This window comes from Ruminococcus sp. BSD2780120874_150323_B10, assembly GCF_015553695.1.
GTDB classification, from domain to species: Bacteria; Bacillota; Clostridia; order Oscillospirales; family Acutalibacteraceae; genus Ruminococcoides; species Ruminococcoides intestinale_A.
In genome coordinates this window covers 81204-106960 of sequence record NZ_JADNHD010000002.1, presented here as the reverse complement: position 1 = coordinate 106960, position 25757 = coordinate 81204, and the positions used below count along the sequence as shown (strand labels likewise).

23 protein-coding genes are annotated in these 25757 nt (G+C 40.9%); 21 read left to right on the top strand and 2 right to left on the bottom strand.

Going from position 1 to position 25757, the window contains the following annotated elements:
- Positions 1-17 precede the first annotated feature (17 nt).
- Complete coding sequence (locus tag I2E21_RS02040) at positions 18-3137, top strand: alpha-amylase family glycosyl hydrolase (RefSeq protein WP_195410264.1); 3120 nt, start codon at positions 18-20, stop codon at positions 3135-3137.
- A 673-nt stretch (positions 3138-3810) separates the two neighbouring features.
- Complete coding sequence (locus I2E21_RS02035) at positions 3811-4566, top strand: carboxymuconolactone decarboxylase family protein (protein WP_195410263.1); 756 nt, start codon at positions 3811-3813, stop codon at positions 4564-4566.
- 132 nt (positions 4567-4698) lie between these two features.
- On the opposite strand, the gene I2E21_RS02030 is transcribed toward I2E21_RS02035, so the two are convergent.
- Entirely contained in the window at positions 4699-5148 is a 450-nt protein-coding gene (locus I2E21_RS02030; protein ID WP_195410262.1) for a nucleoside deaminase, read from the bottom strand.
- Positions 5145-6218 carry a type II CAAX endopeptidase family protein gene (locus I2E21_RS02025; RefSeq protein WP_195410261.1) on the bottom strand — a complete coding sequence of 358 codons (1074 nt, stop codon included), beginning with the start codon at positions 6216-6218 and terminating at the stop codon, positions 5145-5147. Before I2E21_RS02025 ends, I2E21_RS02030 begins: the two co-directional genes overlap by 4 nt.
- 223 nt (positions 6219-6441) lie before the next feature.
- Between I2E21_RS02025 and infC the strand changes: the two genes are divergently transcribed.
- The 19 genes from infC to rpsU all read left to right on the top strand — a co-directional run bounded on the left by infC (position 6442) and on the right by rpsU (position 25710).
- Complete coding sequence (gene infC, locus I2E21_RS02020) at positions 6442-7014, top strand: translation initiation factor IF-3 (RefSeq protein WP_347708273.1); 573 nt, start codon at positions 6442-6444, stop codon at positions 7012-7014.
- A gap of 24 nt (positions 7015-7038) precedes the next feature.
- Positions 7039-7236: a 50S ribosomal protein L35 gene (rpmI, locus tag I2E21_RS02015; protein ID WP_022234890.1), complete on the top strand. Its 198-nt coding sequence runs from the start codon at positions 7039-7041 to the stop codon at positions 7234-7236.
- Between the two features lie 51 nt (positions 7237-7287).
- Positions 7288-7638, top strand: a complete 351-nt coding sequence (gene rplT, locus I2E21_RS02010; RefSeq protein ID WP_195410260.1) for a 50S ribosomal protein L20 — start codon at positions 7288-7290, stop codon at positions 7636-7638.
- A gap of 60 nt (positions 7639-7698) precedes the next feature.
- Entirely contained in the window at positions 7699-8481 is a 783-nt protein-coding gene (locus I2E21_RS02005; RefSeq protein WP_022234892.1) for an RNA methyltransferase, read from the top strand.
- Positions 8478-9827 (top strand): DNA-processing protein DprA, encoded by a 1350-nt coding sequence (gene dprA, locus I2E21_RS02000; protein WP_195410259.1) that lies wholly within the window; start codon positions 8478-8480, stop codon positions 9825-9827. The genes I2E21_RS02005 and dprA overlap by 4 nt, the downstream gene beginning before the upstream one ends.
- Positions 9828-9840: 13 nt before the next feature.
- Complete coding sequence (topA, locus tag I2E21_RS01995; RefSeq protein WP_195410258.1) at positions 9841-11934, top strand: type I DNA topoisomerase; 2094 nt, start codon at positions 9841-9843, stop codon at positions 11932-11934.
- Positions 11935-11965: 31 nt separating this feature from the next.
- Positions 11966-13294, top strand: a complete 1329-nt coding sequence (gene trmFO, locus I2E21_RS01990) for a methylenetetrahydrofolate--tRNA-(uracil(54)-C(5))-methyltransferase (FADH(2)-oxidizing) TrmFO (protein ID WP_195410257.1) — start codon at positions 11966-11968, stop codon at positions 13292-13294.
- Between the two features lie 2 nt (positions 13295-13296).
- A complete protein-coding gene (plsX, locus tag I2E21_RS01985) occupies positions 13297-14292 on the top strand; it encodes a phosphate acyltransferase PlsX (RefSeq protein ID WP_195410256.1) in 996 nt (331 codons plus the stop codon).
- A 5-nt stretch (positions 14293-14297) separates the two neighbouring features.
- Positions 14298-14975: a ribonuclease III gene (gene rnc / locus I2E21_RS01980; protein ID WP_186934809.1), complete on the top strand. Its 678-nt coding sequence runs from the start codon at positions 14298-14300 to the stop codon at positions 14973-14975.
- A 10-nt stretch (positions 14976-14985) separates the two neighbouring features.
- A complete protein-coding gene (locus tag I2E21_RS12510) occupies positions 14986-15972 on the top strand; it encodes a radical SAM protein (RefSeq protein WP_195410255.1) in 987 nt (328 codons plus the stop codon).
- A gap of 3 nt (positions 15973-15975) precedes the next feature.
- Positions 15976-19551, top strand: coding sequence for a chromosome segregation protein SMC (gene smc, locus I2E21_RS01970; RefSeq protein WP_195410254.1), 3576 nt, complete (start codon positions 15976-15978; stop codon positions 19549-19551).
- A 15-nt stretch (positions 19552-19566) separates the two neighbouring features.
- Entirely contained in the window at positions 19567-20478 is a 912-nt protein-coding gene (gene ftsY / locus I2E21_RS01965; RefSeq protein ID WP_195410253.1) for a signal recognition particle-docking protein FtsY, read from the top strand.
- A gap of 10 nt (positions 20479-20488) precedes the next feature.
- Complete coding sequence (gene rdgB, locus I2E21_RS01960) at positions 20489-21082, top strand: RdgB/HAM1 family non-canonical purine NTP pyrophosphatase (protein ID WP_186934805.1); 594 nt, start codon at positions 20489-20491, stop codon at positions 21080-21082.
- Positions 21083-21112: 30 nt separating this feature from the next.
- The gene (yhbY, locus tag I2E21_RS01955; protein ID WP_022234902.1) at positions 21113-21418 is read left to right on the top strand and encodes a ribosome assembly RNA-binding protein YhbY; all 306 of its coding nucleotides are present in this window, start codon (positions 21113-21115) and stop codon (positions 21416-21418) included.
- A complete protein-coding gene (nadD, locus tag I2E21_RS01950) occupies positions 21415-22020 on the top strand; it encodes a nicotinate (nicotinamide) nucleotide adenylyltransferase (RefSeq protein ID WP_195410252.1) in 606 nt (201 codons plus the stop codon). The genes yhbY and nadD overlap by 4 nt, the downstream gene beginning before the upstream one ends.
- Positions 22021-22024: 4 nt before the next feature.
- On the top strand, positions 22025-22609 hold the full coding sequence (yqeK, locus tag I2E21_RS01945; RefSeq protein ID WP_186934803.1) for a bis(5'-nucleosyl)-tetraphosphatase (symmetrical) YqeK: 585 nt from the start codon (positions 22025-22027) through the stop codon (positions 22607-22609).
- A complete protein-coding gene (gene rsfS, locus I2E21_RS01940) occupies positions 22606-22959 on the top strand; it encodes a ribosome silencing factor (RefSeq protein ID WP_022234905.1) in 354 nt (117 codons plus the stop codon). Before yqeK ends, rsfS begins: the two co-directional genes overlap by 4 nt.
- A gap of 23 nt (positions 22960-22982) precedes the next feature.
- On the top strand, positions 22983-25394 hold the full coding sequence (gene leuS / locus I2E21_RS01935) for a leucine--tRNA ligase (RefSeq protein ID WP_195410251.1): 2412 nt from the start codon (positions 22983-22985) through the stop codon (positions 25392-25394).
- 139 nt (positions 25395-25533) lie between these two features.
- Positions 25534-25710 carry a 30S ribosomal protein S21 gene (rpsU, locus tag I2E21_RS01930; protein ID WP_022234907.1) on the top strand — a complete coding sequence of 59 codons (177 nt, stop codon included), beginning with the start codon at positions 25534-25536 and terminating at the stop codon, positions 25708-25710.
- The last annotated feature ends 47 nt before the right edge of the window (positions 25711-25757 follow it).

Genomic DNA, 25757 nt, shown 5'->3' with positions numbered 1-25757 from the left:
AAGGACGGATTTCGTTTATGAGTAAACTTAAAAAGCTGACAAGCATTGTGCTTGCGGCAACTATCGTTTCTTCTGCATCTGCAATGGCATTGACCGCATCCGCAGTTGAAAATGATAATGCGGTTTCCGCAGCGAACAATAATCTGCAAAGAAATGTTCAGGACGGCGTAATTTTACACGCTTTTAACTGGTCATACAAAACAATTAAGGAAAACCTGCCTGCAATTGCAGCAGCCGGTTATTCTACAGTTCAGACTTCACCTGTTCAGCAGCCGAAAGACTACTCAACATCAAGAGATGTTACAGGTCAGTGGTGGAAACTTTATCAGCCTGTAAGCCTTTCTGTAGCTAAAAACGCATGGTTCGGTACAAAAGACGAACTCAAAGACCTTTGTACAGAGGCTGAAAAGTACGGTATAAAAATTATTTGCGACATTGTTTCTAATCATATGGGAAATGAAAGCGAAGATACACCTAATGTTGTAAGCTCACAGGTTAAAACATATGATCCTGAAATTTACGACAATGCAAGTGCTTTCTTCCGTAACAACGATATTGTTGCATCAGACAGCAGTGTAAAAAATGTAGTTCAGGGACATGTTACTTCCTGCCCTGACCTCAAAACAAACAGCAAAGTTGTTCAGGATAAGGTTATCTCACTCCTTAAGGAATGTATCGACTGCGGTGTTGACGGTTTCCGTTTTGATGCGGCAAAACACATTGAAACTCCCGATGACGGTGACTATGCTTCTGATTATTGGAAGAACATTACAGAGTCTGCAGGCTCATATTACAAAGCAAAAACAGGCGACAATCTTTATATTTACGGTGAGATTCTTAACAACTGCGGTTCCGGCAGAAGTTACAGTTCTTACACAAAGTACATTAATGTAACAGATAACAAAACAGGTGACTCTGTACTCGCAAATGTGGTAAAAGGCAAGGCATCAAATGCCGCAAACTCAAGCTACAAGTCAGGCGTTGACGCTTCCGATGTAGTTCTTTGGGCAGAGTCGCACGATACATACGAGGGCGAGTCGGGTGCAGGCGGTATCAGCAATACCGCTAAAGTATCTGACGAAAATATCACTAAAGCATGGGCTATCATAGCCGCAAGAAAAGACGCTACTTCTCTTTACTTTGCCCGTCCGGGTGCATCGTTAATGGGTGAGGCAGCAGGCGATATAACTTATAAGAGCACAGCTGTTTCTGAAATTAATAAGTTCCATAACCTCTTTGTTGGTCAGAGTGAAAAACTCGGTGCCGTTGACAATGTAGCTTATGTTGCAAGAGGCACAAGCGGTGTAGTTCTTGCTAACTGCGACGGCAACGAAAAGTCTGTAAGTATTTCAGGCACAGGCCTTGCAAACGGTACTTACACAGATACAGTTTCAGGCGCTAAATTCACTGTAGCTAACGGTGTTCTTACAGGTAATATCGGTTCAACAGGTGTAGCTGTTGTTTACAACGGCACAACAACTCCGAGAAATACTTGTTCTGTAGAGAGCGGTGATTTCAAGGGTGACACAATTACACTCAACCTCGGTCTTGACAACGCAACATCAGGTACATACTGCATTGACAATTCTAAGCCTGTAGCTTACACAGGTGACATTGCAATCAGAGTAGGTTCAGACTACGCTTACGGCGAAACGATCAACCTTACTCTTACAGCAACAGACGGCAAAAATACAACAACCACTACTTACAAATACACCAAGCAGAAATCTGCAAGTTCAGGTGTGTATGTATTCTTTGCTTCTGAAAAAAGAGAAACAAGCTCAAAATGGAAAGCTCCTTACTATGTTTACATCTATGACGAGGAATCTTCAAAGGAAGAAACTTATAAGGCATCAAACTGGCCTGGTACAAAGATGAACTATGATAAGGCAACAGGTTATTACTATGCAGAAGTTCCTACAACCTGTATTGCAACAGATGCAGATGAAAACGAGTCTGAGTCAAATTTTGACCTTGCACACTCTCCAAACACAAGAGTTATCTTCTGCGACAGCTCAAATGTAAACTCTGCTCCTCGTCAGTATCCGTCGGAAAAAGGCCTTAAATTAAAAGGAACTTCTAGAATTTTCGGTCTTACAAAGACAACTTCATGGGAAGAAACAACACTTGTACCTACAGTTGAATCACAGCCTGCAACTGAGGTTGTAAGAGGTGATAAGGCTTATAAGTACGGCGATATTAACACAGACGGTAAGTTTGATGTTCAGGATGTAACAGCACTTCAGCTTATTGTAGCCGAGACAACTAAACCATCTCAGCTTATCTATGCTTTAGCTGATCTCAATCAGGACGCAATCGTTGATGTAAGAGATGTAACAATTCTTCAGGTATATGTTTCAGGCGATACAGAGGGTACAGGCGTTACAGGTCAGGTTTATAATGACCCTGTTAAGCCTACAAAGCCTACACAGCCTGCAAAACCTACAGAGGCAACCAAGCCTTCTACACAGCCGACAACTGCTCCTACACCTTCTACTTACACACTTTACTTAAAGACACAGCTTCCTTGGATGACATCAATGGGTACAAATCTCTATGCTTTTGATAACAATACAAAGAAGTCTTATCTGCTTGAGCAGGATACCGACGATTATCCGAATGTATTTAAGGCAGAGGTAGCAAACACACTTACAAGTGTTACTTTCTACAGAGCATTAGATATGGTTGACGAAATGACAAAGGCGTCAAGTTCAGGCCCTGTATACAACGCTTGGACAGCAACTGTAAGCAGCACAAACAATTGCTACAACCTTGAAAGCGTTGATGAAGCAACAGACAAAGCAACTGCAACAGTCGGTCCGTATGTAAAAGAAGAGGCTCCCGAATGGACACTTGATGTAGTATATTTTGATAATTCAAAAACAAAGTGGGGAGAAGTTTATATTTACGGTTGGGGCAACGGTCTTTCCGAAGAGGCATATAAAATGACTCAAATTGAGGGCACAGACATCTGGAAATACGAACTTCCCGAACCTATTTATCCGGGTACAGAAAGTTTCCTTTTTAAGAATACAGAAAGCACTTGGGTTAAAAAGACTAAGAATGTAAAGGTTGTAGAAGGTAAAAATCTTTATGACGGAAAAGCACAGGCTTGGTCAGGCACTTACGAAGAGTGATTTTAAAGTTTACATTCTAATTTTGCGGGCATACCAAAAGTATGCTCGCATTTTTTATGTAAAAATTTTGGTTTTTTATCAAAAATTGCGGTAAATTATGGTTTAGCGGAGTGTCGGTCGAGCATTGAAATTTAGATAACGCTAAATTATCCTCCCAAAAACAAAAAAGTTTACTCAATTTTTTTCAAAAATTGCGGGTTTGGGCAGCGCCCATAAAATCTTCCGATACAACAATTTATCAGGCGCAAACAGCCACGCTGTTTGCGTGCTTGCACCGAGTTTGAAAAAACAGGCGGTAGCCTTTTAGAAAAGAATTTGCTTATTTATTGTTTAATGAATGGCTTTTTTGTTGCTATCGCATTTAAGGGCATTCGCCGTTGCGTTCAAGCCGCCAAACAGCGAGCTGTTTGACTATCGTCAGATTGCGTAAGCGGAAAGTATTTGTGGGCTTTGCCCACAACCCACGACCTTTGAAAAGGTCGACCAAACTTCTATAATTGCTTGATAAAGCAATCAGCTAAACCATAATTTTCCAATATTAAAAAACAGACCAAAAATTTTTATTTATCTCTTGACTTAAAGTCAGCTTTAAGTATTATAATACTGATAAAGAAGTGATAATTTTATATCACTGTAAAATAATACTTTTTATTTTAAACTTGGAGGTATGATTATGGCTGTAAAACAAACCGCAGGCAGAGATTCGCTCGGAGAATTTGCACCTAAATTTGCAGAACTTAATGACGATGTACTTTTCGGTGAAGTATGGTCAAGAGAAGATAAACTTTCACTTCGTGACCGCTCACTCGTAACAGTAACCGCACTTATGGCACAGGGATTGACCGACTCATCCTTTAAATATCACCTTATGTCAGCAAAAAAGAACGGTATTACAAAAACGGAAATTGCAGAAATTCTCACACACGCCGCATTCTATGCCGGCTGGCCAAAGGCTTGGGCGGCATTCAGAATGGCTACCGAAGTATGGACTGATGATGCGGAAGATTTGAGCGAAAAGGAAAAATATCAGCAGTCAATTCTTTTCCCGATTGGCGCACCTAATGACGCATTTGCAAAATATTTTATCGGTCAGAGCTATCTTGCACCGTTGTCTACAGCACAGGTCGGTATTTATAATGTAACTTTCGAGCCGAAGTGCCGTAATAATTGGCATATTCATAATGCTGAAAATGGCGGCGGACAGATACTTGTTTGCGTAGGCGGCAGAGGATATTATCAGGAATGGGGCAAAGAGGCTGTTGAGTTAAACCCGGGTGATGTAATAAATATTCCTACAGGCATTAAGCATTGGCACGGTGCTGCACCCGACAGTTGGTTCTCACACCTTGCAGTAGAAGTTCCGGGTACAAATACATCAAACGAATGGCTTGAACCTGTAAGTGATGAAGATTATTCTAAATTAAAATAATTATTATTGAATTATGGTCTAGCAAACTGCTTTATCAAGTAATTAAAACCGTTTTACTAAAGAACCTAAAAAACCGATAAGCTGAAAATTGCTTATCGGTTTTGCTTTTGTTATTATATTTTCCAAATAAAACTATCTCAATCGTTTGAAAAAGCTTTTTAGAAGTTCGGCGCACTCTTCCTGCATAATACCGCCTTTACAATTCGGTTTGAAATTATACGGCATTTCAAAAAGATTTGTTATAGTGCCGCAAGAACCGTTTTTGAAATCGTACGCACCGAAATACACATTCGGAATATGAGCGTTTATAATTGCGCCTGCGCACATCGGACAAGGCTCAAGGGTTACATATATATCGCAGTTCCAAAGCCGCCAACCGCCTAGCACCTTACAGGCATTGTTAATTGCGTCGGTTTCTGCGTGCAAAAGTGCGTTCTTTTCTTTTTCTCGTCTGTTCCTGCCTGTAGCAACGATTTCGCCATTACGCACAATCACCGCACCGACAGGCACTTCGTCATCCTGAAAAGCCTCTCTTGCAAGCTCAAGCGCCTTTTCCATATACTTTATATTAAATTCACTCATAGCGCTACAGAAGCAATGATAGTTTCAAGAATCAAGATAACAACTATTGTAGCTGTACCTGCACTTGTAAAGAAACATTTTATCTTTTCTTTAAGTGAGAGAGAAACAACATTCGAGGTATCGCTTATGCTAAGGAAATTTTTATCCTTTTTCATTATATATAGGAAAGCCAAAACTCCGAACACAAGCATTGCGGTAAATATTGAATAGTATATTTTATAGAAAGAACGGGTGGTAACAATGTTCTGACTTTGCAAAATATCCATAATTACCGAGTAGAAGTTATTTATAAAGTGAATAATTATTGACGGAATAATTGAGTTTGCCTTGCAGTCAATATAAGCAAAAATAAGTCCGAGTATAAACGCAAACGGAATCTGAATAATATTTCCGTGCATTGCGCCGAACATAACGGCAGATACAATTATTGCAAATGAATTTCCGTATTTTCTAAGCGAACCCATTAAAATACCTCGAAAAGCAAATTCCTCGGCAAATGCAGGGGTAACGGCTATGGCAACAACATATAAAATATTTTCAAATACAGACCTTGATGACATATTCATATTCAGACTGTATTCAATGCCGATTAACGAAAAGTTGGAACTTACAAGGTCGGCGGCAACATTTGAAACCATTGAAACGCCCATACCCATAAGTACGAGGGCGATAAGCATAGCGGGTTTTACGGATTTAACCGACAGGCAGTCTGAAATATGCGTTTTGCTTAGTTTTAAATATATCAGTCCGGTGATTGTCGCCGAGGCGGCTGCTGCGAAAATCTGCATATAATAAAAAACAGGGCCACAAGTCAATTTGCTCATTATATACTGCGTTAAAGTTTCGGTATCGAAATTAGAAATATCCGTATTCAGCATCGTAGACACGGTTAATAAAAATGTTATACCGACTACAATGACATTCATTGATAAAAAATAAGTAAGAATATAAAAGCCCAATCCGCTTGATTTTTTTTGCAAAGTCTTTAAATCGTGCGCTTTTTTGATTTCCTGCGGACTTTGCATATGATTTTGATAATAAGGATAGGGCTGATAATTTGCGTATTGCATTTTCATCACTCCAATGGTATAATTTTAGCATAGTAACACATATATTTCAAGAAATATTTTCCGATAATGAAAAAATAATGAAAAATCCCTTGACTTTTCAGGTAATCGGTTATATAATGTGTAAGTACAATAAAGCAAAGCAGAAATGCTTTCACCTGTGGGGTGTCGTCTGCACGGGTCAATACCTTAAACATAATAGTTTATTTGTATTGCAATGCGGACGGTGTATTTCTGTCCGCATTATTTTTTTGAAAAGGTACTTTGGAGGTGCTTAACCATCAGCAAGAAAGATATTCAGATTAACGAGGAAATCCGTGATAAAGAGCTTAGAGTAATCAGCTCGGACGGAAAGCAGCTCGGTATTATGTCATCAAAGGAAGCTCTCGCACTTGCAGAACAAAAAAATCTTGACCTTGTTAAGATTGCTCCGCAGAGCGTTCCGCCTGTATGTAAAATTATGGACTACGGCAAATACCGTTTTGAGCAGGCTAAAAGGGAAAAGGAAGCAAGAAAAAATCAGCATGTTGTTGATATTAAGGAAGTTAGACTCTCTTTAAACATTGATACACACGACTTTAACACCAAACTTAACAACGCTACTAAGTTTATTAAGCACGGCGATAAAGTTAAGGTATCTATCCGTTTTAGAGGAAGAGAAATGGGACATCCTGAAATCGGTCTTGAAACTATGAACCGCTTTGCTGAAGCTTGTGCAGAGTTTGCCTCGGTAGAAAAGCCTGCAAAGCTTGAAGGTCGCAATATGCTTATGTTTCTTGCACCAAAGTCCAATAAGTAATCACAGCTAAGGAGGATATTTATTATGCCTAAAATTAAAACTCACAGTGGTGCTAAAAAGCGTTTTAAACTTTCTAAGAACGGTAATGTAATCCGTGCACACGCAAACAAGAGCCACATTCTTAACAAGAAAACAACAAAGCGTAAGAGAGGTTTACGCCAGACTGCTGTTACAGATAAGACAAATGTAGCTCAGATCAAGCGTTTAATTCCTTATAAATAATTTATCGCTTGTACTGCTTTTTATTTAAATAATAATCGGAGGTAATATATAATGGCACGTGTAAAGGGTGCGATGATGACTCGCAAAAGAAGAAAAAAGGTATTAAAGCTTGCCAAGGGCTACTGGGGTTCTAAATCAAGACATTTCAAAATGGCTAAACAGGCTGTTATGAAGTCCGGCAACTATGCATATATCGGCCGTAAGCAGAGAAAGAGAGATTTCCGTCGTCTTTGGATTACTCGTATTTCTGCAGCTTGCAAGGCAAACGGCACAAACTATTCAACATTTATGAATGGTCTTAAAAAGGCCGGCATTACATTGAACCGTAAGATGCTTTCAGAGATTGCTATTGCTGATTCTAAGGCTTTTACAGCTCTTGTTGAGCAGGCTAAAAACGCTTAATTTAAACTGTAATTGCGTTTGGGTAACACCAAACGCAATTGGCATTTTAGGAGAAAAAAGATGCTGTTTGTTACAAGCAAAGACAATTCTAATGTAAAAAAAGCCGTAAAACTCAAGTCAAGCGCAAAAGAACGCCGCAAGAGCGGTCTTTTTTTAGCGGAGGGGTTAAGAATCTGTATGGACGCAGTTTTCAGCGGTGCGGAAATTCAGACATTATTTGTAACCGAAAAAGCTATGCAAAAGCACGGTGAGGACTTTGCTTTACTTGAAGAAAAAGCAAAGAATGTAATCTGTGTAAATGAAAACATTTTTGCCCTTATGAGTGATACTCAATCGCCACAGGGCTTTCTTTCGGTTATAAAAACACTTGACAAAACCAATGAGTTTGATACAATAAAGGGTGACAGTAAATATTTGGCGCTTGATAATGTGCAGGATCCAAGCAATCTCGGCACTGTTTTGCGCTCGGCAGAGGCATTTAATGTCAGCGGAGTTATACTTTCCTGTGACTGTTGCGATATTTACAATCCAAAGGTTGTAAGAGGCAGTATGGGCGCTGTGTTCAGAATACCTTTTATAATCAAAAGTTCAATTAAGGATTTCCTTAACGAAAATCCGCAGATTAATTCGTATGCTGCCGTTGTAAACAGCGACGCTGTCAGTCTTACGGATGTAAAATTTCAAACTCCGTGCGCAATCGTTGTAGGCAACGAGGGCAACGGAATAAAAGCAGAAACAGAAAAAGCCTGCCAAAACAAAATCACCATACATATGGAGGGCAAGGCAGAATCACTCAACGCATCTGTGGCTGCTGCAATACTGATGTGGGAAATGATGAAATGATTTCTGAAAATGCTCGTTACTGGATATGGATTTCAAAAGCACTCGGTTATAACAATATAAAGGTAAAGAGAATTTTTAAACTTTACAATGACATTGCCGAGTTTGTTCACGGCGGAGAAAAAGAGTGGAAACACTGCGGTATCTTTACGCCGAACGAAATGCGAAAACTTAACAACACTAAGGTTTCGGTTGCGGATGAGATATTAAGCAAATGCAACGAACTGAAATATTCGGTAATTGCGATTGACGACGAGCATTACCCGCAAAAATTAATTAATATTGATACTCCGCCTGCCGTTCTTTATGTGAACGGACAACTTCCGGAGCTTGACAACCGCCTAAGCGTTTCAATTGTTGGCACAAGGCGGGCAACAAGATACGGTACGGATAATTCATACAAATTTGCATATGCTCTTGCTAAGTACAGCGTTGTTATTATAAGCGGAGGTGCGCTCGGTGTTGACTGTGCGTCGCACCGAGGAGCACTTTCTGCAAACGGAATTACCGTATGCGTGCTTGGTTGCGGTATCAACTATAAATATCTTACCGAAAACGAGGGTATGAGAAATGCAATTGCGCAAAACGGTGCGGTTATATCCGAATATCCGCCCGATGAACCGCCGCTAAGATATAATTTTCCCGCTCGCAACAGAATCATATCCGCTCTTTCGGACGGTCTTGTTGTAATGGAGGCGGGAATAAAAAGCGGTTCGCTGATTACCGCAAGAATGGCAATCGACCAGGGCAAAGAAGTTTTTGCTCTGCTCGGAAACAACAGTCCGCAGAACGAGGGCTCGAATACTCTTATAAAAAACGGGCTTGCCTGCCCTGTAACTGATTTTATGGATGTTTTGAGCGAGTTTAACTCAAACAGAGGGTTATATGTTGAGGACGAAACACTTGATTTTGATAATATAAGTTTTACCGACCTTGAGGCAGTGCCTGTAAAAGGCAAAAAGACTGCAAAATCAAAAAACAGCACAAATAAAAAAGATAAGGCAAAGCCTGAAAAGATTAATGCAAGCGTATCTTCCGATAAAACCTTAAAGCCCGAAAAGGCTGTAAAAGAAACTAAAAATGTCGCACGCAAAAGCAGCAGCGTTTCAGCTGATGTTAATAATAAAGAAAACGCAGATGTGCGGAAAAGTATTTCAGATTTGAAAGCATTGGGTTTGTCCGATGCAGCCGTAACAGTTTACGGTACTATCGGCAACAAGCCTGTTCATATAGATAAAATAGTAAGCGAACTCGGTATCCCTGTATTTAAAGTGCTTACGGCCCTTACTCAACTTGAAATGAAAGGTTTGGTAACGGCTATGCAGGGCAGAATGTATGTATTAAAATAAACGGAGGCAGTAAATGTCAGATTTAGTAATTGTTGAGTCACCTGCTAAGGCTAAAACAATCAAAAAATACCTCGGCGGAAATTACGAAGTAATTGCGTCTATGGGACATGTAAGAGATTTGCCTAAAGCCAGACTCAGCGTTGATATAAAGAAAAAATTTGCACCAAAATACGAAATCATCAAAGGTAAAGAAAAACTTGTAGAAGAACTTAAAGAGCTCGCAGAAAAAAGCGACAAGATTTACCTCGCAACCGACCCTGATAGAGAGGGAGAGGCAATTTCTTGGCACCTTGCGTATATTCTCGGCTTGCCGCTTGATGACAACAACAGAGTTGAATTTAACGAGATTACCAAAAACGGCGTAACAAACGGTATGGCTCATCCCCGTTCTATAAATATTGACCTTGTAAACGCTCAACAGGCAAGGCGTATTCTCGACAGACTTGTAGGTTATAAGTTAAGTCCTTTCATTTCTCAAAAAATCAGAAGAGGACTTTCAGCCGGCAGAGTACAGTCTGTTGCGGTAAGAATTATTGTTGACAGAGAAGAAGAAATCAGAAAATTCAAGCCCGAAGAATATTGGACTATTGACGCTAAGTTTATTCCTAAGGGCAGCAGAAAGTCGTTTTCGGCTTCTCTTTATTCCGATGCCAACGGCAAGATAAAAATTGAAAATCAGGAACAGGCAGAAAAGATTGAAGAGGATCTTGCAGATGCCGAATATATGATTACAAAAGTAAAGCACGGCACAAGAAGAAAAACCCCCGCACCGCCTTTCATCACATCAACATTACAGCAGGAGGCGTCAAGAAAACTCGGCTTCCAGTCAAGAAGAACAATGAAAGTTGCCCAGGAGCTGTACGAAGGTGTTGACATTGAGGGAATGGGTGCAACGGGTCTTATCACATATATGAGAACCGACTCTTTAAGAATTTCAGATGTGGCAAAGGAAGAGGCGGCACAGTATATTTTAAACAGATTCGGTGAAAAGTTCCTGCCGGCAAAACCGAGAGTATTTAAAACCAAGAGCAATGCACAGGACGGACACGAGGCTATAAGACCTTCAATGCCGAGCCTTTCTCCGGAAGATGTAAAGGCAAGCCTTACATCCGACCAGTTTAAACTGTACAATCTTATTTGGAACAGATTTATGGCGTCACAGATGTCTGATTGTATTCAGAAAACCACACAGGCTGAAATTTCGGCTAAAGAATATATTTTCAAGGCATCGGGATACTATGTTGACTTTGAGGGCTTTACAACCTTGTATGTAGAAAGCAAAGATACGGAAGAAGAAAAATCCACACAGCTCCCTCCGCTTGAAAAAGATATGCCTGTAAAGTGCAAGGAGCTTAAAAAGAATCAGCACTTCACACAGCCGCCCGCAAGATACACCGAGGCATCGTTAATTAAGGCACTTGAGGAATACGGTATCGGCAGACCGTCAACTTATGCGGCAACAATTACAACAATTACAAGCCGTGAGTATGTAAAGCGTGAGGCAAAAACTTTGTATCCGACAGAGCTCGGCGAGGTTATGACAAACCTTTTAAAAGAGCGCTTTCCGAAGATTGTAAACTATAAATTCACCGCACAAATGGAAGAAAAGCTTGACGAGGTTGAGCACGGTCAGGAAGAATGGGTGGAATTGCTTGACGAATTCTACTCCGATTTTGACAAAACTCTCAAGAAAGCCAAGGAAGAGATGGAGGGTGTGAAACTCCAGCTTAAAGAAGATCAGACAGACATTATCTGCGACAAATGCGGCAGACAGATGGTTGTTAAGGTTGGCAGATACGGCAAATTTATTGCCTGCCCGGGTTACCCCGAATGTAAGAATGTTCTTAAGTTTGTTGAAAAGACAGGCGTTAAATGCCCTAAATGCAACGGTGATGTTATTGTTAAGCATACAAAGAAAAAGCGTGTGTTCTACGGCTGTTCAAATTATCCGGAATGTGATTTTGTAAGCTGGAACGAACCCGTAAACGAAAGATGTCCGCAGTGCGGCGGTATTCTCTTTAAGAAAAAGGGTAAAAAGCCGAAACTTTATTGTGCAACAGAGGGCTGTGGATTTGAAAAGGAATTCGTTGAGAAAGACGGAGAATAATTAATACGACTGAAAAGGAAAGGTGAACTTTTTGGAAAAAGGTTATATCAATGTAATAGGTGCGGGTCTTGCAGGCTGTGAAGCCGCTAAACAGATCTCATCTCACGGAATAAAGGTTCACCTTTATGAAATGAAACCGAAGAAAAAAACACCGGCTCATCATTCCGATTTATTCGGCGAGCTTGTGTGCTCAAATTCCTTAAAGGCAATGCGAATAGAAAGCGCCGCAGGACTTTTAAAGGAAGAAATGCGCAGACTTGATTCTTTTCTTATGAAATGCGCAGACAAGTGCCAAGTGCCTGCCGGCGGTGCTCTTGCGGTTGACAGAGATATTTTTTCAAGACTTGTAACCGACGGAATAAGAGCCGATGAAAACATAACCGTTTTTGAAGAAGAAATCACAGAAATTCCCGATGATGCAATTACAATTATTGCTACGGGTCCGCTTACTTCGGACGCTCTTGCCGAAAAAATAATAGAGCGCTTCGGTACTTCGCTTTCTTTCTTTGATGCCGCCGCTCCGATTGTGAGTGCCGAAAGCATTGATATGGATTATGCTTTCTATGCATCAAGATACGATAAAGGCAGTGGCGACGATTATATAAATTGCCCGATGAATAAAGAAGAATACGAAACTTTTTATCAGGCACTTGTAACCGCCGAAAGAGCACCTTTGCACAGCTTTGATGTAAACAATCCTAAGGTGTACGAGGGCTGTATGCCTGTTGAAGTTATGGCACAGCGTGGTGAAAACACATTGCGATTCGGGCCGATGAAACCTGTCGGTCTTGTAAATCCAAAAACGGGACACAGACCGTGGGCTGTACTGCAGTTAAGGAAAGAAAATTGCGGGGGCACAATGTATAACCTCGTCGGATTTCAGACAAATCTGAAATTCGGTGAACAGAAAAGGGTATTTTCACTGATTCCTGCATTGCACAAAGCGGAATTTTACCGCTACGGTGTAATGCACAGGAACACATTTATTAATTCACCTAAACTGCTCAATGCCGATTTTTCTTTGAGAGAAAATGAAAACTTGTTCTTTGCAGGTCAGCTTACAGGTGTTGAGGGCTATATGGAATCGGCGGCTTCGGGAATACTTGCTGGCATAAACGCAGTGCGAAGATTAAACAGTCAAGAACCTGTGACTTTACCGACTGACACAATGCTCGGCGCTCTTGCAGGCTATATATCCGACAAATATGTGGAGAAATTCCAGCCTATGGGCGCAAATTTCGGTGTACTTCCTGCTCTCGAAAATCGTCCCCGTGACAAGCAGGAGCGAGGAAAAGCATATTCGGACAGAGCGCTTAAAAGCCTTGAGGCTTATCTTACACATATGAATTTAGAGGTGTAAAAATGAAAATTATAGTAGATGCCTTCGGCGGAGATAACGCACCGCTTGAAATAATCAAGGGTTGTGCGGAGGCTGTTGCGGAATTTGACGATTTATCAATTATTCTCACAGGCGACGAGGGTAAAATTCTTAAGGTTGCACATGACAATAATATATCTCTTGACAGAATAGAAATTCATCACTGCACAGAAGTTATTACTATGGACGACCATGCCGATGCAGTTCTTAAATCAAAGAAAGACAGCTCAATGGCTGTAGGATTTAATTTGCTTAAAAACGGCGAGGGTGACGCTTTTGTTTCCGCAGGCAACAGCGGTGCTCTTTGTATGGGTGCAACTCTTGCGGTTAAGAGAATTAAAGGCATTAAACGACCTGCATTCTCTCCCGTTATGCCGTCCGCAAACGGTTTCTTTATGCTTGTTGACGGCGGTGCAAATGTAGATTGCCGTCCCGAAATGCTCGTTCAATTTGCGGTAATGGGCTCAATTTATATGAACAGAGTTATGAAGATTGATAACCCAAGGGTAGGCCTTGCAAATGTCGGCACCGAAGATCACAAAGGAACAGAGCTTTATCAAACTACATATCAGCTTTTGAAAGAAAGCAACTTAAACTTTGTCGGCAATGTTGAGGGCAGAGATATTCCGCAGGGCGTTTGCGATGTAGTAGTGTGTGACGGCTTTACAGGCAATCTTATTTTAAAAACCTATGAGGGTGTTGCAATGGTTGTTATGAACGAGATCAAGAGCTTGTTTACAGGCAGTCTTAAAGGCAAACTTTCGGCTTCGCTCGTGCTCGGCGATATAAAAAAGCTTAAGAAAAAACTTGACCACAACACATACGGCGGTGCGCCTGTTTTGGGTGCATCAAAACCTGTGTTCAAGGCGCACGGCAGTGCAAAAGCCGTCACCGTTAAAAACGCAATCAGACTTTCAAGAGATTATGTGCTTGCTGATGCGATCGGTGAAATTTCAAAGGTTATTAATTCGGAGGACTGATTTAAGTGCAGGAACTTGAAAATAAAATCGGCTATAAATTTAAAGATATAAGTTTACTCGAAGAGGCACTCACACATTCTTCTTATGCAAACGAACACAAATCAAAACATATCAAATATAACGAAAGACTTGAATTCTTAGGTGATGCGGTTCTTTCAATTGTAGTTTCTGACTACATTTTCAAAAACTGCCCCGAGCTTCCGGAGGGCGAGCTTACCAAACTAAGAGCCTCGCTTGTATGTGAAAAGAGCCTTTTCGTATTTGCAAAACAACTCGGACTGGGTAAGTATCTTATTTTGAGCAAAGGCGAGCGCCACAACGGTGGTGCAGAACGCCCGTCAATACTTTCGGATGCATTTGAGGCTCTTATTGCGGCTATTTATATTGACGGCGGAATCGAGCCTGCATCTAAGCATATTCTTAACTTTGTAATCCCTGCGATTAAGGCATCAAAGAAAAGACCCGTAAACGATTACAAAACAACTTTGCAGGAGATTATTCAGAAAAATCCCGGGGAATTGCTCGAATATGTACTCGTTGACGAATCGGGTCCCGACCACAACAAGCACTTTGTCGTAGAGGTTCACCTTAACAGCAATGTTATAGGCAAAGGCGGCGGAAAAAGCAAAAAAGAGGCTGAACAGCAGGCGGCAAGAGAAGCACTGGAGTTGATGGGTTATTAAACATTCTAATGTGGCGCTTTTTATACCGCACAACGGATGCCCTCACAAATGCACTTTCTGTAATCAAAGAAACATTGTGGGGCAAGCGTATCAGCCAAATGCCGATGATGTGACAAATGCCGTAAAAATCGCCGTAGATTCTTTAAAAGAAAATACCAAAGAGGCGGAGATTGCATTTTTCGGCGGCAGTTTTACAGCAATTGACAGAGAATATATGCTCGAACTTTTAGATGCGACCAAGCCGTTTATCAACAGCTTTAAAGGTATTCGGTTATCTACCCGTCCCGACTGCATTGACGATGAAATTGTAAGTCTTTTGAAAAGCTATAAAGTAACTTCAATTGAACTCGGTGCTCAATCTATGGATGATGAAGTGCTTAAACTCAATGAAAGAGGACATACGGCGGATGATGTAAGAAATGCCTGCCGCATTATAAAAAATTACGGCATATCACTCGGACTGCAGATGATGACGGGACTGTACGGTTCTGATTTTTATAAAGACATTTATACTGCCGATGAATTTATAAAGCTCAGACCGGATACTGTAAGGATATATCCGACTGTTATTATGCAGGATACCGAACTTGCAAATCTTTATAACAGTAAAAAGTTTATTCCTTACACACTTGAGCAATCGGTTGAACTTTGCTCAAAGCTCATTTTAAAATTTAAAAGCGAAAACATCCGTATTATAAGGCTAGGACTTCATTATTCCGAAAGTCTTGAAAATAACAGCCTCGGCAATAATTATCACCCTGCATTTAAAGAACTTTGCGAAAACAAAATCTTTTTTGATAAAATAACTAAACTGATTAAAAATTATCCCGACAAAGAGGTTGATTTTTTTGAGGCATATGTAAATCCTCATTCGGTTTCAAAACTTGCGGGACAGAATAAATCAAACATAATCAGACTTAACAATATGGGTTACAAGCTGAAAATCAAGACAGACCAAAGTCTTGACGAATACGAAATCTACATAAAACAGAGGTAATAAATGCGATTAAAATCACTTGAAATTCAAGGCTTTAAAACCTTTCCTGATAAAACTAAATTATCTTTTGAGCAGGGCATTACCGCTGTTGTAGGTCCGAACGGCTCAGGCAAAAGCAACATCAGTGACGCTATCCGTTGGGTGCTCGGCGAGCAATCTCCAAAGAGCTTGCGCTGTTCAAAGATGGAAGATGTTGTTTTTAACGGAACCGACAAAAGAAAAAAACTCGGCTATGCCGAAGTTTCGCTTAACATAGAAAACAAAGACAGAGTGCTGGCATTCGACGGCGACGAAGTTTCAATTACTCGCCGTTATTATCGAAGCGGTGAGAGCGAATATCTCATTAACAAAGCACAGGTCAGACTAAAAGACATTAACGAGCTTTTTATGGATACAGGTCTTGGCCGTGACGGTTACTCTATGATAGGACAGGGTAAAATCGACAGCATTGTATCTTCAAAAGGCGAGGACAGACGAGAAATTTTTGAAGAGGCGGCAGGTATTTCACGCTATCGCTACAGAAAAACAGATGCGGAGCGAAAGCTGAAAAGCACGGAGGAAAACCTTTTAAGACTGCGTGACATCGTGACAGAACTCGAAGAGCGTGTCGGTCCTCTTAAAAGGCAATCGGAAAAAGCACAGGAATTTTTAAAATACTCCGAAGAAAAGCGTGGACTTGAAATAGCGCTTTGGCTGCTTACCCTTGACAAAAGTCAGGCGGCGCTTAAAACACAGGACGAAAAAATCGCCATTGCTCACGCACAATATGATGATGCCGAAAAAATGCTCGAGCAGATTCAAAAAGAGTCGGAAGAAATATATCTGAAAAACGGACAGCTTGCCGTAAAATCCGACGAAGTAAGACATCTTATTTCAGAGCTTGATGCACTCATTTCCGATATGCGTTCACAGCTTTCGGTTTCAAAGAACGATATTCTTCATAACGAAGAAAACATAAAGCGTGTTGAAAACGAAATTCAAAACGCACAGCAAAATTCACAGCTTATTTCTACACAAATTGCGGAAAAGAACGAGAAAATCGCTGAACTTGACACAAAAATAATTGAAAAGCAGAAAGAATATACCGCACTTTCCGAAAAGCTGAATGTTATCAACCTTGATACGGGCAAGAGCGGCGACAAACTGCAACAGCTTACTTCCGAACTTTCTATGCTTACAACGAAGTCTGCCGATGCAAGGGTAATTGATATGACGGCGGAAAGCTCGATTTCCGACCTTGAAGAAAGAATCGAAAGCCTTACAACCGCAAACAAAGACGGAATTGCAAGAGTACACGAGCTTGAAGAAATTTCCGAAGAATACACAACAAATCTTACAAATCTGCGGGAAGAAATTACATCAATTACAAATTCAATTCAGGGACTTGAACTTAAATTGCAGTCAAAAGCACACAAGCGTGACAGCTACAAGGCTGAAAGCGACAGACTTTTGCTTGACAGCAAGGAACATATAAGAAAAATCAACTTCCTTGAAAATCTCGAACGCAACCTCGAAGGTTTTTCAAAGAGCGTTAAAGTTGTGGTAAACGCATCTAAAAGCGGAAGATTAAAAGGTGTGTGCGGCCCTGTTTCCCGAGTAATTTCCGTACCGCAAAAGTATGGCGTTGCAATTGAAACCGCACTCGGAGCGGCAATGCAAAACATTGTTACGGAAACCGAAAACGACGCTAAATCGGCTATTGCTTATCTTAAATCATCGGACGGCGGACGAGCAACTTTTCTGCCGCTTAATACAATCAAGGCAAGAGAACTTAGAGAAAACGGACTTGAAGCAAACTATGGCTTTATCGGTGTTGCAAGCGACCTTTGCAGCTGCGATAACAAATTCAAAAATATTTTATCATCTTTGCTCGGCAAAATTGTAATTGCAGACAATCTTAATTCCGCAGTCGAGATTGCCAAAAAATATTCGTACCGTTTTAAAATCGTTACACTTGACGGACAGGTTGTAAATGCGGGCGGTTCGCTCACAGGCGGTTCGCTCAACAGAAATACAGGTTTGCTAAGCCGTGCAAGTGAAATTAAAGATTTGAAAGAACAGACAAAAGCCATTGAAGAAAAGTCTGCGCAGGCACAGAGATTGTGCAGTGAGGCGGCGCAGGATTATGCCGCCGTTGAGGCTGAATTGCTCGGTACAAGAGCAGACCTTTCAAACAAGAAACAAAGCCTTGCAAGAATGGAAGCCGAAAGCAGAGCGTGCGAAAACGAGCTTTCAAACTCAAAACTTGCTTTGCAAAATTTTGATAAACAGATTGAAGAATATACAAATAAAGTAAATATCCTATCAGAGGACAGAAAAAATGCAGGCGAACAGCTGGCACAGCTTAACCGCAGAATTTCCGAGGCAGAAGAAAAGGTAAACAGCATTACGGGCAGTCGTGCCAAAATGATTGAGGAGCGAGAAGAAATTGCATCTCAATTACAGAATGTGCGACTTGAAATTGTAACCGCTCAAAAGGATATTGACGCACTCAATTCCGAAATCCTTTTTGCGGAAAATTCATCAAATAACTTCGGAGAAAAACAGAGAGAACTAAATGCACAAATTGAGGACTATAAAAACAAAAATGCTTTGATTCAGAAAAACATCGACGAACTTGAGGCTCAAATAAAAGACAAGTCAGAGAAAATTGCAGAGCACAACGCAAGGATTTCAAGTATTAATTGTGAAAAAGATACTTACGAAATGAGAAGTGTTGAATTAAGAACGCTTGAGCGTGACAAAACATCGGAACGAGAGGTATCGGGCAGAGAACTTTCAAGACTTGAAGAAAGAAAAATCAACTTGCAAAATCAGTACGATAATATAATTTCCAAGCTTTGGGAAGAATATGAGTTGACCAAGCGTGAAGCGGAAGAACAGGCGATTGAAATTCCCGATTCCAATGCGGCTCAAAAACGACTTAACGAGCTAAAGCAAAAAATTAAAAATCTCGGAAATGTAAATGTATCCGCAATTGAAGAATACAAAGAGGTTTCCGAACGCTTTGAATTTATGAGCACACAGGTAAATGATGTGGAAAAGTCAAAACGAGAAATTGAGCGACTTATCACCGACCTTACCAAACAGATGAAAGAAGTGTTTGTAGAGAGTTTTGAAGAAATCAATAAAAACTTCACTTTCACATTCAAAGAACTGTTCGGCGGCGGTACCGCATCGCTTTCGCTTTCAGAGCCGGAGGATATTCTCAACAGCGGCATCGACATTATTGTACATCCGCCCGGAAAAATCGTTGTTCATCTTGACGCACTGTCGGGCGGTGAAAAAGCACTTGTAGCCATAGCGCTTTACTTTGCAATTATGAAAGTCAGACCCGCACCTTTCTGCGTTATGGACGAAATTGAGGCGGCGCTTGATGATGTAAATGTTGACCGCTTTGCAAACTATATGAGAAATTTAACCCATACAACGCAGTTTATCTGTATTACTCACAGACGAGGCACAATGGAAGAAGCAGATGTACTGTACGGTGTTACTATGCAGGACGAGGGTGTATCCAAACTGCTTGAACTGCGTTCTACCGAGATTGCCGAAAAACTCGGCATTAAGGCTAACTAATGAAGGGATGATTTTATGGGCTTTTTTAATAAAATTAAAGAAGGTTTAAAAAAGACAAGAGATGCGGTTATCGGTCAGATTGACTCAATGCTCAAATCTTTTACCAAGATTGACGATGAACTTTTTGAAGAACTCGAAGAGTTGCTTGTAATGGGCGATGTAGGCGTACCGACTGCCGAAAAAATATGTGAAGAGCTTAAAAAGAGAGTTAAAAAAGAGGGTATTAAAAATCCTAATGAAATTCACAGACTTCTTGAAGAAACGGTTTCCGATATGTTGAGAGGCGGAGAAGAACTCGACCTTTCAACCACACCGTCTATTATCCTTGTCATAGGTGTAAACGGTGTAGGTAAAACAACCACAATCGGAAAACTTGCAAATCACCTTACAAAACAGGGCAAAAAAGTTATCCTTGCCGCAGGCGATACATTCAGAGCCGCAGCTATCGAGCAGCTTGAAATTTGGGCAGACAGAAGTCACTGTGAAATAATAAAGCAGAACGAGGGCAGCGACCCTGCCGCTGTAATTTATGACGCCATTTCAGCCGCTAAGGCAAGACACGCAGATGTTATTATCTGCGATACGGCGGGCAGACTTCACAATAAAAAACCCCTTATGGACGAGCTTGCAAAAATCAACAGAATTATAGACAGAGAACTGCCGGACGCATCGAAAGAAAAGTTACTTGTACTTGATGCAACCACAGGTCAAAATGCCGTTAATCAGGCAGAGCAGTTCAGCCTTGCAACAGGAATTACAGGCATTGTTCTTACTAAACTTGATGGTACGGCAAAGGGCGGTGTTGTCCTTGCAATCAAAGAGGGACTCGGTATTCCTGTTAAATACATCGGCGTAGGTGAGCAGATAGACGATTTACAGCCGTTTGATTCAGAGGACTTTGCAAAGGCTCTCTTTGCGCAGAATTAAGAGGTGCGGTATGAAATTTATCATTGCAACCAATAACGCAAAAAAATTAAAAGAACTTGAAAGAATTTTAAAGCCCCTCGGCATAGATGCGGTTTCCGCAAAAGAGGCAGGTGTAAACCTCGGCGAAGTTGAAGAAACAGGTACAACCTTTGCCGAAAACGCTTTTATAAAAGCAAATGCCGCTTTCAAAGCAACGGGTATGCCTGCCATAGCCGACGATTCAGGGTTATCGGTTGACGCACTTGACGGCAGACCGGGTGTGTATTCCGCAAGATACTGCGGAGAAAATGCCACTGACGAAGAAAAGTACACTAAATTGTTAGAAGAAATGCAGGGTGTACCCGACGAAAAGAGAACAGCGCATTTTACATCAGCAATCTGCTGTATTTTATCCGACAAAGAAAAAATTGAAGTTGACGGCATATGCAACGGTACAATTTCTCATACTCCGAACGGCAACGGCGGTTTTGGATATGACCCGATTTTTGACTGCAACGGAAAAAGTTTTGCCGAACTTACAGCCGAAGAAAAAGACAAAATCAGTCACAGAGGAATTGCTTTACGCAAGTTACAGGCTGAACTGAAAAACAGATTTGACAAATAATTTATATAAATTTCAGAAAGGAGCAGTTAAATGCTCACAAGTAAACAGCGTGCATACCTTCGTGGTCTTGCAAATCCTATTGAAACTATCCTTATGATCGGTAAGGGTGAAATCACAGATAACATTGTAAAGCAGGCAGACGACGCACTCAAGGCAAGAGAGCTTATAAAGGGCAAAGTGCTTGAGAACAGCGGTTATTCTTCAAGAGAAGCTGCCGAACTTATCGCCGAAAAATGCGGTGCGGAAGTTGTACAGGTTATCGGTTCAAAATTTGTTCTCTATAAAAAGAATGAGGACGAGCCTAAAATTGTTCTCCCTAAGAACAGAAGAAAATGAGTAGAATAGGAATACTCGGCGGTACTTTTAACCCAATACACAACGGTCACATTCAAATGGCGAAGTACAGCCACGATGCCGCAAAACTCGATAAGGTTATTCTTATGCCTACTTTTGTGCCGCCGCATAAAGAAAGCGCAAACCTTGTTTCGTGCGAGCACAGACTTAATATGTGCCGCCTTGCAAGTGCCGAACTTCCGTATGCGGAAGTATCCGATTTTGAAATAAAATTAGAGGGCAAAAGTTACACTTACCGTACATTGCAACTTTTAAAAAGTCAAAACGAAAACGATGATTTTTATTTTATCGTCGGCGCAGATATGTTTTTATCTATGCAAAATTGGAAAAATCCTGAAATAATTTTCAGGCTTGCTACCGTAATCGCCATTCCGAGAGATGACGACAGCGTATCCGAACTTAAAGAACATTACGATAATGTTCTCAAAAAAATGGGTGCAAAGGCGATTATACTTAATCACTCGGTTTTAACGGTTTCGTCAACCTATGTGCGTGACAACATCGACAACGACACGGTATTGGAAAATCTGATTGACAGCAGGGTTTTTAATTATATTAAGGAAAATAATTTATACAGGGTGTGATTTTATGAATTCAGACGAATATAAGAAACTTATAAAATCAAGAATGAGCGATTACCGCTATACGCACAGCGTAAATGTTTCTAAAGAGGCTGTAAGACTTGCAAAAAAATACGGTGCGGATACCGAAAAAGCAGCCGTTGCAGGCATACTGCACGACATTACCAAAGAAACACCTAAAGAAGAACAGTTGCAAATTATGACAGATGGTGGTATAATTTTAGATAATGTGCAGGAAAAATCGACAAAGCTGTGGCACGGTATAAGCGGAAGTGTGTATATTCGTGATATTCTTAAAATTACAGACGAAGATATTTTAAACGCAGTAAGATACCACACCACAGGCAGAGCAGGTATGTCTTTGCTTGAAAAAATAATTTTTATAGCGGATTTTACTTCTGCCGAAAGAGATTATAACGGCATAAAAACAATGCGCAAAAAGGCAGGCAAATCTCTTGAAAACGCAATGCTGTACGGATTGCAGTTCACTTTAAAAGACTTGTCTAAAAGGGCAATGATAATTCACCCCGACGCCCTTGCCTGTTACAACGAAATTGTAATAAATAATTCAACGAAAGGAACAGCCAAATGAATTCTTACGAGCAATCAATTCTGACAGCTAAGGCTATAAGCAGCAAAAAAGGTCTTAACATCAAGTTAATCGAAATTGGCGATATTTCTTCGCTTGCAGACTATATGGTAATTGCGACAGGTACAAGCTCAACTCATGTAAAAGCTATTGCGGACGAGGTTGAGTATCAGCTTGACGAGGCAGGCATTTCTGTAAGTCATATCGAGGGCTACCGTTCAAATTCATGGATATTGCTTGACTATGTCGATGTTATCGTTCATATTTTTTCAGACGAGGCAAGAGAGTTTTACGACCTTGAAAGACTCTGGCAGGACGGTAAGGAAATTGACATTTCCGATATTGTTGACTAATAAATCTTGAGGAGGACTCAATTTTGAAATATAATCATAAGCCCATTGAGGGCAAATGGCAAAAAATTTGGGAAGATAAGGGTGTTTTCCACGCAGAGGACAACTCTGAAAAAGAAAAATTCTATGCTCTTATTGAGTTTCCTTATCCGTCGGGACAGGGACTTCATGTAGGCCATCCAAGACCTTATACGGCACTTGACACCGTAGCAAGAAAGCGCAGACTTCAGGGCTACAATGTACTTTATCCGATCGGCTGGGACGCATTCGGTCTTCCTACCGAAAACTACGCAATCAAAAACCATATTCATCCCGAAATCGTTACAAAGCAAAATATTGCCCGCTTTAAAAAGCAGATTCAATCACTCGGTATCTCTTTTGACTGGAGCCGTGAAATTAACACAACCGACCCTGACTACTACAAGTGGACACAGTGGATTTTTATTCAGCTTTTCAAGCATGGTCTTGCATACAAAAAAGAAATGAATGTAAACTGGTGTACTTCGTGTAAGTGCGTTCTTGCAAACGAAGAGGTTGTAAACGGCGTTTGCGAGCGCTGCGGCAGTGAGGTTGTTCATAAGGTAAAGTCACAGTGGATGCTTAAGATTACAGCTTATGCAGACAGACTTATCAATGACCTTGACCTTGTAAATTATCCTGAAAGAGTTAAAGCACAGCAGAAAAACTGGATTGGCAGAAGTACGGGCGCAGAGGTTGATTTCAAGACAACCACAGGCGACACACTTACAATTTACACCACAAGAGCAGATACTCTTTATGGTGCAACATATATGGTAATTTCTCCGGAACACCCTCTCATTGAAAAGTGGGCAGACAAGCTATCTAATATTGACGCTATCCGTGAATATCAGGCAGCTGCGGCAAGAAAGTCCGACTTTGAAAGAACAGAGGTTGCCAAGGATAAAACAGGTGTTCTTGTTGAGGGCGTTAAGGCTATTAACCCTGTAAACAACAAGGAAATTCCTATCTTTATTTCCGACTATGTACTTGTATCTTACGGTACGGGCGCTATTATGGCTGTTCCTGCTCACGATACCCGTGACTGGGAATTTGCAAAGAAATTCGACCTTCCTATCATTGAGGTTGTTAAGGGCGGCAATGTGCAGGAAGAGGCTTATACAGACTGTGCAACAGGTATTATGGTTAATTCGCGTATGCTTGACGGTCTTACTGTTGACGAGGCTAAGAAAAAGATTATCTCCTGGCTTGAGTCGGAGGGTAAAGGTCACTCAAAGGTAAACTACAAACTCCGTGACTGGGTATTCTCCCGTCAGCGTTATTGGGGCGAGCCTATTCCGATTGTTCACTGCGACAAGTGCGGATATGTTCCGATTGACGAAAGTGAACTCCCGCTCAAACTTCCGATGGTAGAATCATATGAGCCGACAGATAACGGCGAATCACCGCTTGCTAAAATGACAGACTGGCTTGAAACAACTTGCCCGTGCTGCGGCGGCAAGGCAATGCGTGAAACCGATACAATGCCACAGTGGGCAGGTTCATCATGGTATTTCTTAAGATATATGGATCCGCACAATGACAAAGCACTTGCTTCAAAAGAGGCTATCAAGTATTGGTCACCTGTTGACTGGTACAACGGCGGTATGGAGCACACTACACTCCACTTGCTTTACAGCCGTTTCTGGCATAAATTCCTCTACGACATCGGCGTTGTAAATACTCCGGAGCCATATGCAAAGAGAACATCACACGGTATGATTCTCGGCGAAAACGGCGAGAAGATGAGTAAGTCAAGAGGCAATGTAGTAAATCCTGACGAAATCGTAGACGAATACGGTGCAGATACACTCCGTCTTTACGAAATGTTTATCGGCGACTTTGAAAAGGCCGCTCCTTGGAGCCAGTCAAGCATCAGAGGCTGCCGCAGATTTATTGAGCGTTATTACAACCTCCAGACAATTCTTAACGATGCAGACGGCATCCGTCCGGAACTTGAATCATCATTCCACAAGGCTATCAAAAAAGTCGGCGATGACATTGAGAACATTAAGTTCAACACCGCAATCGCAACACTTATGGCACTTATCAATGATATTACTGCTACAGGCGCAATCACTAAGGAGGAACTTAGAATCTTCACAATTCTCCTTAACCCGTTTGCACCGCATGTTACAGAAGAAGTATTTGAAATATGCAAACTCGGCGACGGTATAGTAGCAGAGCAGAAATGGCCTGAGTACGATGAGGCTAAGTGCAAAGACGAAACAATAGAAATCGTTGTACAGGTAAACGGTAAAATTAAGACAAAGCTTAACATTCCTGTTGAGTCAGAAAAGAACGCAGTTCTTGATATGGCAAAGGCAGACGCAAATGTGGCTAAAGCTATAGAGAATATGAATATCATCAAAGAAATTTATGTTCCCAATAAGCTTGTAAACCTTGTAGTTAAGCCATAATTTTTATTTTATTTATAAATTTACTTAATTTTCCCTAAATTTCTACATTTCTATTGACAATAAGAATTGTTTATTGTATAATATCAAATGCAACATATGCAAATTACCCATGCCAAATGGCAGATGGGAGGGAAGATAGATGGCAGAAATCAGACTTAAGGATAACGAATCTCTTGAGAGTGCTTTAAGAAGATTCAAAAAGCAGTGTGCAAGAGCTGGCGTTATTGCTGAGGTGCGCAAGAGAGAAGCTTATGAAAAGCCTTCTGTAAAGCGTAAAAAGAAGTCCGAAGCAGCTCGTAAGAGAAAATTCAGGTAATCAAAATAAGCGGACAGTTTTTACTGTCCGCTTTTTGTCATTTTATC